General features: G+C 26.5%; 2 protein-coding genes and 1 pseudogene. All 3 read right to left on the bottom strand.

What is annotated here, in order from left to right; all coding sequences use genetic code 11:
- Nucleotides 1–3,320: pseudogene (locus MBORA_RS05460) on the bottom strand (hypothetical protein); the annotation flags it as partial.
- A gap of 233 nt (nt 3,321–3,553) precedes the next feature.
- Nucleotides 3,554–10,387: an Ig-like domain repeat protein gene (locus tag MBORA_RS05455; protein ID WP_063720351.1), complete on the bottom strand. Its 6,834-nt coding sequence runs from the start codon at nt 10,385–10,387 to the stop codon at nt 3,554–3,556.
- Nucleotides 10,388–10,535: 148 nt separating this feature from the next.
- Nucleotides 10,536–15,251: an Ig-like domain repeat protein gene (locus tag MBORA_RS05450; protein WP_063720350.1), complete on the bottom strand. Its 4,716-nt coding sequence runs from the start codon at nt 15,249–15,251 to the stop codon at nt 10,536–10,538.
- Between the last annotated feature and the right edge of the window lie 150 nt (nt 15,252–15,401).

Below are 15,401 nucleotides of genomic sequence, written 5' to 3'. Positions count from 1 at the left end.
AAAACAACACCAGAAGCACTAATTAAAAAACCCATATCATACAATACAGCATTACTACCTAAAATCGAAATATTCCTATTTAAATTAATAATATTAACACCTAAACCAGAAAAATCACCTAAAAATACCAATTCATCATATGAATTATTATTCAATAATACTCCATTACTATCAAAGAAATTAAAGAAAGTAGAATTAGTAACACCAATAGGACAATTATCTTTAACTATATTTGATGAATCACTATAACTAACTGCATTGTCACCATATTTACTACGAGCATATAAATAATTTTCAGTAACATTATTGTTTTTCTTAGAACCTAAAACAATAGCATAAGTATCAACAGTTTTAATAATATTTCCACAAATGACATTATTGTCAGATTGTACCCCAACAGCATTAAAAACAGTATTATTAATAAAAGTTGTATTTTTTGCTGATGAACCAAAAGATACTGATCCATTGAGAATTGAGTTTGATAATTGAGTATTTGCACCATTAATTGCAGTATTTCCAGCAACAGTAATATTTATTGCTTTTCCACCAACAGAAATATACAATGCATTTGCTGTACTATTATAAATAATAGAACCTGATGAAACAGTTAATGATCCACTAACTGTATTATTATAAGCATATGTATCTGCTGGAAGGTTCATACTAGCTCCACCTACTAAAGTATTATTACAAATAGTTAAATTATTTGTATTAGAAGCACCCCATTGTGGATTAACACCAGTACCACTATAATTAATATAATTATTAGCAAAGGTTGTATTTACGCCAGTAATTACAAATCCCCAACAAATTGCAGTTGGAGTATCTGGCCCATACATTTTATTATTTATAATTGTATTTCCAATATTAGCAATTGAACCTGTAGGAAGACCTGTATTATAAGTAGTTAAATATATTAAATTACCTACATTTCCAACTCCCCTTACAGTATTATTATCAAAAATACAATAATTAGCACCAGCTATTACTAATGAACTTGATCCGCCATTATTTCTTGTGTAGAAATATGAATTTTTAACTGTTACATAGGAGGAATTACCTCGAATGGAAGTAGCTCCAACACCAGATCCAACTCTTGCATCTTCAACTATTGCACTTATATTATTTAAAATAACATGATGAGCATTTTCAACCCATACTTGCGTATTATGGAATATAATGTCAGATACATTAGTTCCAGAACCTCCATTATAAATAGCAAAACGATTTCCTGGATTTTCACCAAATAAACTACCTGCAGATGTATGTAAATCAATAAATGCATCTTTAGTAGTTGAAATCATATTAATTGGTTTGAGAATAGCAATAGTATAATTAGCATCTGCACTAGCTATAAAATTACCTCTGAAGTCTAAAGTAGCACCATTTGGAACAATATCTAATAAATTACCAGTTTCATCAAAGTAATCATGGAAAGTTACATTATTAACAATACCATCTAAACACTTTAATGAAGAATTTATTTTACAAGACTTGTATTTTTCATCTCCAGAATAGGCAATAATAAAATTATTCACCCCAAGTATTAGATTACTAATATTAAATTGGACATTGGAATTTTCAATAGCTTTGGTTATATTTACACCATTGATTATTAAAGAAATATTGCCAGTAACATTCTCACTATTTAAAGTAACAGAAATTGTAGCATTAGACCCCATGAAAACATTAGCTGCATTAATAGTCATATTAACCTTAGATTTAATACCTTCATTATTTAAAATTAGATTATTTACACCATTTTTTATAATTACACAATCATCACCATCTAATTCATGAGCTACTAAATAATTATTTGTTACATTAGAATTATCTGTTTTGATAATTGATATAGCATATTTTCCTTCAGTAAAGATAGTATTATTTCTAATATCAAACGAACGGTCTCCATACATAAATTGAGCATAACTAATACCATAAATATTATTATTATCGTCATATTCACCTATATTGTAAGTGTATATGGTATTATTATAAATAGCTGCATGACCATTTTGAATTTCAATACCTGAAACTAATGCCCAAGCATGAGTAACTGCAAGACCTGTGATATTAATAAAATTATCCGCAATGTAGAGTTCAGAAGAACCACCAGACATACTTGCAACATAAATTCCTAAGTTAGGACCATTAGAAATACTTTTAATTTTGTTTCCTATAATTTTCACTTCGGATTCTACGCCTTGGAATGGATAAGCAGCACCATTTGAATCAATTCCACCTTTTGTAAACATTAAAAACTCGTTATTAGACATGGTTAAATTATGATTATATCCAAAATTAATTCCATATAAATAATTATTTGCACCTATTGGAGTAAGATTATCAATCATGAAAAATTTATTTCCCTCAATTAAACAATCATGAGAACCTACAATATATAAACTCTGAAGTGTAGGATAACTTCCAGAATGATTATTAGGGGTAGTATTTACATAATTATTTGTAAATTTAATATTATTTCCTTCATAGATACAAATTGGATTTATATAACTTAATCCCATCATATAATACTCTTGATTATAATTCTCTACTGTTAAAAATGGATAACGTGAATTAAATGTATTATTATCAATTAAAATATCTTGACATTCATAAATATTTAATGCATTCATATATTTTGTAGCATCACGAGTAGCATGATTTTCAAAAAATATTTTAGAATTAGTTAAATTAATATTCCTTTTAGAATTAAAGTAAATTACATTTACCTGACAGTCATTATCTACAAGAGTATAATTTATATTTAAATTATTTAATTTAACATTATCCTCATAAACATTTATTAATGCATTAGTATGACCAGCACCACCATAAATAAAAGTTATGTTTTCAATTGTAACATTGCTAGAATGAACATGAAAACAAATATTATTAAAAATAGCCCCATCACCAGAAATATTTGCTGAATGAGCAACAATTATTGCCTCTTCATGATCTAATTCAATATTAGAAAAATTTCCTTTAAATACAACATTATCATATTCGACAATGAATGTACCATATTCTAGATAATCTTTGTAATTCTCTGGCGTAATAATAACTGGAGAATCACGCACACTATTAATTTCATTATTAGGTTGTCTCAAAGAATTATCATTTTCATCAAGATTACTTACATCACTAATAGCAACTTCATCCACAAGGGCTTCACCACCATTAGCTTCAGTTTGATCAATCGAAAGCTGAGAATCTTGTGAATCCTCAACAGTTACCGTTTCATTAGCTGCATTAACTGCACCTAACGCCATTATTGCAATTAGTACAAGACTAAAAAGCATTAACAATTTAAATTTCAAACAAATCACCTTAATATTTAATCAATTAAGATAGTAATATGTATATTTATTTAATATTTATATTTTGTCAAAATATTTTGATAAAAAAATAGAATAATATCAATTAAAATATTAAACTCTAAATAAAATGTAATTATTATAATTAAAAAAAAATATTTTGAATATTAAATTCAAAATAAAGCTAAAATTTATGATAATAACCCAAATCAACAAGAAAAAATAGGAATAAACTCCTATTTTTTAATTTTTACAGTGTTTTTAATTTTAGATTTACCATAAATTGAAAAAATTGTATATTTTCCAACTTTTAAATTTTTTAAACTTAAAGTAGCGACACCTCTTGAATTGGTTTTAACTTTGTATGTTTTTCCTTTAAATTTAAACTTAATTACTTTTTTAGGCCATGCTTTTCCTTTAACATTAACAAGTTTTGCATTAAACTTAATTGTTTTAGATTTTTTCTTAGAAATATTTTTAGCAGTCAATATTGGTTTTACAACAATATTATTTTCTACTTTATATCCTTTATACTCAGCAATTATTAAATATTTTTTAGGATTTAAAGTGATTTTTAAAGATGCATAACCCTTCTTGTCAGTTTTTACAATATATGTTTTTTTATTAATTTTAAATATAACTTTTTCACCTGATTTAACAACTTTACCATTATCTCCAATTACTTTAATTTTATAATACTTACCTGATCCAAAATAAATAGTCATATCTTTATTTTCAAGTAAACGTTTTGATATTTCTAAGTTTTTAGAGCTTTTTTCACCAGTAAAATTATTAATTACTATTACAACATACTTTCCAATAGCTAATTTAACATTTAATATAGCAATGCCTCTAAAATTTGTAGTTACCTCATAATTTTTACCATTTATTCTAAAAGTAATATTGGTATTTTGCAATATTTTTCCATCTTTACTTAAAAAAGTAGCTTGGAAGTCATTTTTACTATTATATCCTCTAATTAAATCTTGAACAATTATTGTAGATAATACATTTAGACTTGAATTTAAAGTAATTGATTTAAAATCTTTATTTCCTTTAAATTTAACAATAATTTTATGATTACCAACATTTAAATCTAAATTAAAACTAGCTACTCCATTTTCATTTGTTTTAGAAGTTATCAAATTATTTTCAACTATTAAAGTAATATTTTCATTAGCAATACCCTTACCTTTATCATCATTTAAAGTAATATTAAACTCACCATAAGTAGTTTTACTTATGTTAAACGATGGATTTTTCTTTTCTTTAACAGTAAGTGAATCAGATATGCTTTTAGCATTGTAAATAATACTTCCCACATAAGTAACAGTGAAATTATATATTCCAAAAGTTAAATTAGAAACTTCAAAAGTAACAAAAGAATTATTGATCGTTTTTGTTAAATTTTTACCATCAATAAATAAAACAACATCTCCTGTGGCATTTGAATCTAATGTAACATTAATAATAGCTATTTCATCTTCAACAATCAGATTATCGAATTCAATAGCTAATTGAATATCTATTTTTTTAACATTAAATGTTATTATTTTATTTGATGGATTAAATCTTAAGTCTCCACTATATTTCATATTAATACTGTAATTTCCACTAGTTAAATTTTTAATAACAAATTTTGCCTGACCATTGTTAATTTTAGCAATATACTCTTCATTATTTAATATAAAAGTTAAATTTCCTGTAGCTTCATCATCAATATTTATATCAATTATGATTGGACTTCCATAATTTACATCAGACGTATTCGCAGTTATGTTTGATTCAATTTTTTGACCATTTGCTAATGCTTTTATTGTATTTAATCCATCATGAACATAAACAATCCCATCTCTGTTCATGGCTTGAACATTACTTAAACTACTAAGATTAGCTTTCCATAATACTTCCCCCTCTCTAGACAAAGCATAGAACATCCCTTCTTGAGTTCCAACATAAATATTTCCATTATTATCAATTAACACGTTAGAAGTGAATTTTTCAGTTATATTAGCAAATACCGAACTTTTTCCACCATCATTAATATCATATTTATATAAAACCCCTTCTGAGTTAACAGAATAAATAACTCCACCATTATCATCAATAGCTAAATTGCTTCCAACACCACCTGTTACATTTGCTTTCCATATTTCAACACCCCCAACAGACATTGCAACAATTGAATTTTTATCAAAAACAAAAATTATATTGCTAGAACTAACAATTGGTCTAGCACTAACATTCACATCCCCTTTTGAGATTATAACTGATTTTGAAGTTATATTAATAATTTTAATACTATTATTTGTATTAATAGCTACTAAATCATTATGCAAAAGAACTGGAGCACTAATTGGAGCATCACCAGTCTCAATTTTTATTAATTCCCCTCCATATTCCCAACTTTTATATGGAATTATAACTAAATAATAAGTTCTTTCTGAATACTGATATTCACTAGCAATGTAAATATTTGCATTTGAATCAACTACAGGAGCAAACTTACTTGAGCCTTGATAAATGTTTGAACTACCATACTTATTACCAGTTGTAGCATTAATAAAGTATAATGTATCTCCTGGTTTTGGAGCAATAATAACATCACGAGAAATAGCTAAACCAGAAAATGAATCTATACCCCAAGGTTGAAAAATCCATCTTTGAGTACCATTACTATAAAAGGAATAAATTTTATTTCCTGCTGAAATATAAATATTTCCTTTAGCATCAATTACCATTGAAGAATAATTACCCTCAAATTCAAAATTAGTAATATTGTTAGCATTACTATCACTATTATAAGGTATTTTACCTGAATTTTGACCATCATAACCTTCTTGAGGGAACTGTGGAGTTTCATAATCTTGTACAGTGAAATTAGATTTATAAACCGCAGTTAAGTAATTGGAATCACCAGAATAATTAACACTAACATTATAATAGCCAACTGGTAAATCAGACAAAGTTATTTGAGGTATACGACCCATAAATCCAATTGTCTTATTAAATGTTTTATTTGCAACAGTAATAAGTACACTACCCGTTAATGTATTAGGACTAGTAAAACTAATAACCTCATCATGATCTAACATTATATTATCAGCAATTATATTAATTTTAGCAATCACCTTTTTTATATTAAATGAAATACTTGTGATATTTTTTGTGTAATTTTCATCTCCAGAATATATTATTTTAGCAGTTTTAATCCCTGCATTTAAAGCATCAAATATAATTATGGCTTTAGAATTTTTTAATGTTATCATTTTTTCAATACCATCAACAATAATAGTTACATCTCCAGTAGCCCCATTATTTAAAGTAACTTCAAAAGTTGTACTATTTCCATATGTCGTTCCATTAATTTTAATTGTAAAATTAGATTTTATTTTATTAACACTAAACAATGTTTGATTTTGGCTAGTTAAATATTTATCATCCCCATTATAAATAACAACGACTTCATAATCGCCTGAGGTAATCGAATTGATGGTAAATATGGCTTTCGCATCAACGATATCAACAACATGTTCTTCATTATTTATTTTAATTGTAACATTACCTGTTGCATCTGGCAAAACTTTAGCTGTTATATTAACATCATAGCCAAATTCAACATCACTAATTTCAATAGCTACAGTTGAATTAATTTTATTTACAAAAAATGTTTTATTTGCTTCAATTCCATAATAATAATCCTCACCACTATAGATAACAACAAGATTATATTTATTGGCTTTTAAATTAGATAATATAAATGAAGCTTCACCATTTACTAATGTTTTATTTTCGGTTATATTACCTAAAACAAGAGTAACATTACCTTTAGCTTCATTTGGAAGTTTAACTAATATTTCAACATCAGATCCTACATTAACATCATCAACATTAATTATCATTTCAGGAATTAACTTATTTACAGTTAATGAAGTTAAAATTATAATATTTTCATATTTAATGTTTCCAGAATAATAAAGAGTCAAATTATACTTTCCAATTGGCAAATCAAGAATCATGACAAATCCTTTACCATTTGTTAGATTTAGAGTATAGTTTTGATTATTAATATTAATTATAAGTTCTTCATTAATATCATAAGGTGCATTAACCGTAATATTTGCAACATCACCCCAGGTAATGTTTAATCCATTAATTTGAATTTCAGGATTTATTTTAGTAAAATTAAAATAAACAGATGCATTTACTACATTATAACTTGCAATAATAACGCCATCATCATAATCTGTTAAATTATACTTTATTTTAGCTTTACCATTAACAATACTAATAGAGTTATAATCTGCTTTTCCATTAATAGTTGAAATTGTTAAGTTTAAATTAGGAAACTCTTTAGCATTATATAAAATAATACTACTAGTATTTTTATCATATACATTATTAAAATCAAATGTTATTTGAGCTAATTGATTAATATTTAATGAAGTAGCATTTGAATAAGCATTTAATATAATCCAATTTTCACAAACAATATTATTATCCATTTTTGGACAAGTTGAATAATTATTTAATGTATTTCCCCACCAATTCCCATTAGCTATAAAATTAGAAATATCTGAAATAATTAAACCTTTATTATGTGCATATGAATTATTTAAAAATATTGAATTTTTAATAATTGCACCATTTCCTTTAAAATTAATGATAGATGATGATGTGCCTATATCATGATTGTTTAAAAAAATTGAAGATTTAATATTAAATAAACCCCCATTAAATCCAATACAAGAAGCATGATTTAAATTTGGTTGTTTATATGCTGCAGAATTATTTAAAAATAACGAATTATATACATCTAAATTTGCATTATTATTCTTAATATAAATACATCCATCTTTAACTAAATTATTCATAAAAATTGAATTATCTATTGAACCTTGCCCTTTATTATTAGAATAAATTAAAGAATGTGTTTGCATTTTTGTAGCATTATTTTCATCGAAAATGCAGTTAGTTATATCGAACTTTGCTACATTAATTAAAATACCTGTATTATTTTTAAATTTTGAATTTATAACTTCAATATCACTAGCTACAATTAATTTATTAATAAAATTATTTTCAAATGTACAATCATCAATTATTAATTGACCTTCATTTTGATAAATAAAACTAGTAGAACCATTTAAATTAAAAAAAGTTAAATTTTTAAATGTTACAGAAACATTGTTAATATTAAAATTTGTAGAATTAACAATAGAACTATTATTTTCACCAATGATTATTAAATTATAGTTAATTGTAATATTGTTTTCATCAAATACCCCATCCATAATCATAATCAAACCTGTTCTATTAGCTAATTCAATAGCTCGTTTAAGAGTTTTTACAGGGTTTTTTCTTGATGAAGCATTATTTTCATCATTTCCCAAACTTTGAGAAAGATAAATATATTCTAAAGGAGCACCTACTAAAATTTCATTAGATTTTTGATTTGTTATTCTAGATATAACATAAACAATAGGATGTTCCCCCTCACCAACATCAACTTGAAATGATGAACCTGTGACTTTTTTAGAATACTCTCCGTTAATATATACATCATACTCTGCTTTATCTAAAATATCTCCATCATAACTTTTTGGATAAAGTAAAGATGCATCTATATAAACATTTACTTTAGAGTCTATGACAAACTCATCACTTGAAATTTTAAATTTAGTAAACTCAATCGAATTATTAATATAATAATTACCATGGATTTCAGATATAGAACTAGGATCTAAATCTATTATTAAAACATCACCTATTCTTGTATGATTGATAAATTTATTTCCAACAAGATACACATCTGGAGATCCATATCCATGTGCTTGATTTGCACATATAGCAGTACCAATTGAAGCACTATTTTTAATAAATGTTGAGTTTAATACTGTAAGAGAACCTTTATCCATGATAGAAATAGCTCCTCCACGACCAAGACCTGTAGTGGATTCATTTGTTAAAGCCCAACATAAATTTTCATTACTTTCAAATAGTGAATTTTCAATGTAAATATATGGACTATGCAAGTACAAACAAGCCCCAATAGCTCCTCCTCCATTGTTAGTAGTGCAATTATTACCTATAAAGCTACAGTTGTATATTTGTAGATAACTATAAGTATATAATGCACCACCATTCCAACCAGCAACATTGGAAATAAATTTTGAATTGTAGAGTGTTGTATTAGCCCCTCCATGAGTATGAATTGCACCAGCCCACCAACGTGACCTATTTTTATAAAATGTTGTGTTATAAACTGTTAATACTCCACAATTATTTATTCCACCAGGTTCAGTTGAGGCATAATTATTTTCGAAATAACAATTTGTTACTATCATTCTAGCACTAGTACAAATTTGAGTTGGATTATCATCTGGATCATATATACCAACACATCCAAATGCGTTATTATTATTAATAAAAGTACAATTATCTAAAGTAGCATCTCCTCTTTTAATATAAACAATAGAAGAATGACCTATTGATGTATTGATATTTTCAAAATAGCAATCTTTAATTAAATTTGTTGTATTACCTCCCATTCTTAAAAATACTCCATCAGGATCATAAGAAAGAGAAATCCATTTAAAAGTAACACCTTGAAGAGTAATACCAATTTTTGAATTATCAGGAACAATAATAGGAGCATATGTTATATTTCTTGCTTGAGAAGACACATCACCAATATAAGAACCTGTACTACCTAATATAGTAAGATTATTATTAATAATAATCTGATTATCACTATTATTTAAATCAATAGGATAATAATTAGTATTCTCTTTTAATTTAACAATGTAATTTTTATCGTTTAGTGAAGCATAAAACTTCAATTCATTCCAATCTTCAACAATTATAGTATTTGAGCCGTCTTTAAGTGAATCTTGATAATCTATTGAATAATCATCAATATCATCTTGAGATGTAATTTCATTTAAATTTAATGAATGAGAATTTAAGGTTTCATTTACATCCAAATCATCAGCACTAACACTACCAATACAAAATAGCAATATTAAGAATATTAAAAATATATACAATTTTCTATAAAATTTCACCATATCAACCCCAGATGATAAAGAATAAAAATCTTTTGAGATGATATTGTATATTTATAATGTAGTATATAAATTTTAAAAAATTATTGGTATATAATTTGTATAAAAATGGTTTAAAAAATAAAAAAAGAATAGAGATCAAATAAAATCTCTATTTTTTGGTTTTAATTGTTTTTTTAATGCTGTCTTTAATGTATTTGACAACAATAGTTGATTTTCCTAAACTTTTACTCTTAAGAGTAACACTAGCAATTCCTTTAGAATTGGTTTTGGCTTTGTATGTTTTTCCTTTGAATTTGAAAGAGATTATTTTACCAGAAACTGGTTTTTTCTTTTTATCAATTAACTTAGCTGTATATTTAAAGGATTTGCCTTTTTTAACAGTTTTGGAACTAGCAGATAAAACTTGTTTTACAACGAGTTTATTAAATACTTTAATTCCTTGATATTCACTAGTAACTCTATATGTTTTTGGAACAAGGTTAACTTTCAATTTAGCATAACCTTTATTGTCAGTTTTGACTTTATAAATTACACCATTAATTGTAATTTTAACAATTTGACCATAAAGAGCTTTATCATATTCGCCAATTAAGCGAACTTTATATACAGTACCATCATTATAGTACATTGTAATATCTTTATTTTCTGTTAATTTAATAGGAACTTTAATATCAATTTTACTCTCATTAGAAACTGGGTTATATATTTCACTTCCACCATATGAAGAAACTGCAGCATATATTCCTGCTTTATCTTTAACAGTGAATTCTATATAACCTTCATCATTAGTAATATTAGTGTAAATACCACCATTAAGAGCTAAAGTAATTGTTTCACCTTTAATAGGATTACCATCTAAATCAATTAATCTAACTTTAAATTTAGATCCATCACCATAATTCATGAATAAATCTTCAGTTATTAATTTAACATTAAGACGGTTTACTGTAACTTTAACAGTAGTATTAACTGAGTTATATGCTTCATTACCATTAAATTTAATAGAAATTCTGTGGTTACCTTCTGTTAAATCATTTAATGGAATGGTAATTTTACCATTTGAATCAGTTTCAAATTCTTTATTGGCATTATCAACAATTACACTAACATTAAGATTTTGAATTGGATTGTTATTCTCATCAACTAGAATAGCAGTTAGATTACCTCCAGTAATAGGAATTGTAGTGTCATTAACATTAATACTAATATTCTTACGAGGTTCAACATTAATTTTAGTTGTATTTGAGATTGGAGCATATTTATTATCACCATCATAACTAATAGCAACATCATAACTTCCCATAGTCAAATCTGAAATTTCAAATCTTACAATACCATTATTAATAGTGCCAGTATACTCACGATTATTAACTGTGATTTTTACATCGCCTTTTGTATCACTTGGAAGATTTACAATTACATTGGCATTTTGTCCTTCAATAATATCATTTGAACTTGCATTCATTAAATATGAAGATAATTTAGATACAGTAAATATAGTTGAAGCTTCATCACTTGCTAAGAATTTATTATCTCCTAAATATTTTGCAATTACACTGTATGTTCCTTCAGCTAAATCATTAATATTAAGTTTAGCTTTAGAATCAATAATCTCAACTAAATATGTAAAATCTCCTAATTTAATTACTACATTACCTGTAGCCTCATCGGAAATAGTTACAATAATTTCAGCATTATCACCTACACTAATTGAATTAGCAAAAACATTAATTTCAGAAGGTAATTTATTAACTTTAAGTAAAGCAGCGTTTTCTGCATTAGTGTAATTTTTATCATTTGCATAAGTAATTTTAACAAGATATTTATCAGCAACAAGATTTGAAGTATCTAATTCAATTATAGCAATACCATTTTCAACATTTATTGTTCTGGAAATATCTCCAATAGAAATTGTTACATCACCAGTGTAAGTATTTTGAACTGTTATTTCATAATTAACTTTATCACCAATGTTAATTTCTTTATTGTCGATATTAATATTAGCAGTAGCTTTTGAAATAGTTAAAATATCACTAGCATTAGCAATATTGTATTTAACATCACCACTATATGTTACATATACATCATATGACCCTGCAGCTAACTTAGATATATTAAAGACAACTTTACCATTAACAATTCCTTTTATAATAGATTTGTTGTTAATTTTAATGGTTATATTACCAGTAGCATCATCAGTAACACTAACTGTTACAGTAGCATTGTCCCCATATACTCCATCTTTAATTGAAACATCTAACTCCATATCATATTTTGCTATGTTTAATTTAGCAGTATTTGAATTTGCAGAATTATATTTATCATCTCCAGAATAAATTGCAACAACAGTATAATTACCAACAGAGAACCCGGTTACATCAATAGTTGTTTTACCTCCTGTAAGTGTTCCATTAAATGTTTTATTTCCTATTTTAATAGTTATATTGCCAGTTACATCACTAGATAATATAATTTCATATGTTGCAGTTTCGCCATGATTAATTAATTTATCTTCAATTTCAAAAGTAATATTATTTTTATAAACCATGAATGTAGTATTAGTTACATTACTTGGTAAATAGTTATCATTACCATTATAAATAGCTTTGATATCATATTTACCACTAGATAAATCATTTAAAAGCAAACTAACTTTACCATTTACAATTTCAATATTATTATATTGAGCATTATTAACTGTGATATTTATAGTTCCAGTTGCATCATTTGGAACATTAACTACAATTACTTCTTCATCACCTACATGAATATCAGAAACTAAGATATTTAATGTTACATTTGATTTAGTAACTACATAAGCTCCAGTAAAAGTTATACTTTTAGCATTATAATTATCATTTCCATCAAAAGCAACAATTACATCATAAATATCAACATTTAAAATAGGAACTTTAAGATTAGCAGAACCATTAATGAGTTTAACAATACTTTCCACTTCATTAATAATGACTGTGTAATAACCATCAACATTAGAAGTAATTTTAATATTACCTTCATTAGGGTAAATTACAGAATCTTCGTTAATTCCTATGTTAACATCTGCTTTAATTACATTAAAAGAACTTTTAACATTTTCAATAGCGGAGGTATTTCCATTAGAATTTAAACTAACAACTGCAAGTCTATGTTCACCAACATCAAGGATAGGTAAATTAATATCAACACCCATTTTACCATCGTTAAGAACCACAACAGATGCAGGATCCAAATCAATACCATCATAACTTAAAACAACACTCTTATCACCATTAAGATTGCCTGTACCGTCATCAACATAAACTCTAACAGTTTTAACATTACCGTAAACAATATCATCACTAACATCACTAGCAAAACTTATAACAGTATCAAATCGAGTATTAGAAATCTCAACACTCTCAGAACCTCCTTTATAAATATTCCTACTATCTTCAACACCAGCAACATTACCTCTAAATATAGAATCATTAATTACAGCAGAAATTCCTTTACCAATTTCAACAGTACCAGCAGTAGCAGCAGTATTACCCTCAAAAATACAATTATCAACAATTAAAGAAGCAGTATCATTATACATAGTGCCAATACTAATAGCAGAACCATACCTACCACTATTAGCAACAAAACTACAATTTCTAATAATACCAGAAACGTTATTAGCTAAACGAATTGCACCACCTGAAGAACCAGCAGAACCATCATCCTTGTTTTTCTCGAATATACACTTAGAAACTTCAACGGTAACTGGAATATTTCCAGCACAAATAGCACCACCCATAGCACCAGTAGTAGGAGCGCCTTGAGGACCTTTAACCTTATTAGAAACAAAAGTAGAACCAGTAATATTCACATAAACACAAGCATCATTTATATTAATACCCGCCCCAATATAGCCGGTATTATTAATAAAACTACAATCAACAACAGCAGCAGCTTTCTGATTCAATCCTTCAAACTCAACAGCAGAACCATAACGAGCAGTATTATTAATAAAACTACAATTAGCAATACTTACACCACTAGAAGCCCAAGAAGCAACAGCAGCAACACCACCAGTATTAATATGAGTAGTAATATTAACAGGAGAAGCAGTGTTATTAACAAAACTAGAATCACTAATACTTAAACCAATACCATCACTAAATATAGCAGCAGCACCATTAGTACCACCAGCACCTTTTACAAGAACAGTATTAAATTTAAAAGTACAACCTTTAACACTTAAATTACCATGACTAACAACAGCACCAAAGCGAGTATTAGTATTCTTAACACCAGTAAAAGCTAAATTAACAAGAGCAACCTTATTATTCGCAGCAATAGTTAAAATATTACTATCAACACCCCTAGCATCAAAAACAACATTACAACCACTAGCAGCAGAAATAACAACATTCTTATTAATCTCAACACCAATATTACCAGCACCACTATAAGTACCTTCTTTTATAGTAATAGTATCACCATCGCTACAATTAGTCAAAGCATCACTTAAAGTAGCAAAACTATGACCATTAGATTCAATAACAAAGGGAGTTGTTGGTGATCTTAAATTATTTTGGGTTTTCTCAATAGAATCTGATGTACTATAAGGAGCAGCAATAAGATTTTTTGTTTCTTTTTCATCCACACATATACATTTTGCAGTATCAATATCATCAATAGATGAATAAAAACTATTAGAGTTTTGTGAATCATCAATTGAAATATAAGACATTTCATTTACTGAATTATTCATATCTACACTGAGAGTATCACATGTTACATTATCTTCTGTTGCACAAGCAAAAGAAAATGATAGTAATATTGTAAAACAAATCAGTGCAAAAAATACAAGATTAATCTTTTTATTTTTAAAAGACATTATAAAAGTCTCCATAACATAATGGGACTGTCAATTTGTTAGCTCTTTGACATATTTTTTAGTTTTTTTTATTTTTCTTTGATTCTTTTTGTGTTTTCTGTTGTGTTTGTGAAAAGATTTAAATATTAGTTGTTGTTTTTCTTGTTGTGA

It is taken from the genome of Methanobrevibacter oralis, from assembly GCF_001639275.1.
Taxonomy (GTDB): domain Archaea; phylum Methanobacteriota; class Methanobacteria; order Methanobacteriales; family Methanobacteriaceae; genus Methanocatella; species Methanocatella oralis.
Note: the sequence above shows the minus strand (reverse complement) of the source record. Positions and strands in the feature narration are given on the sequence as shown.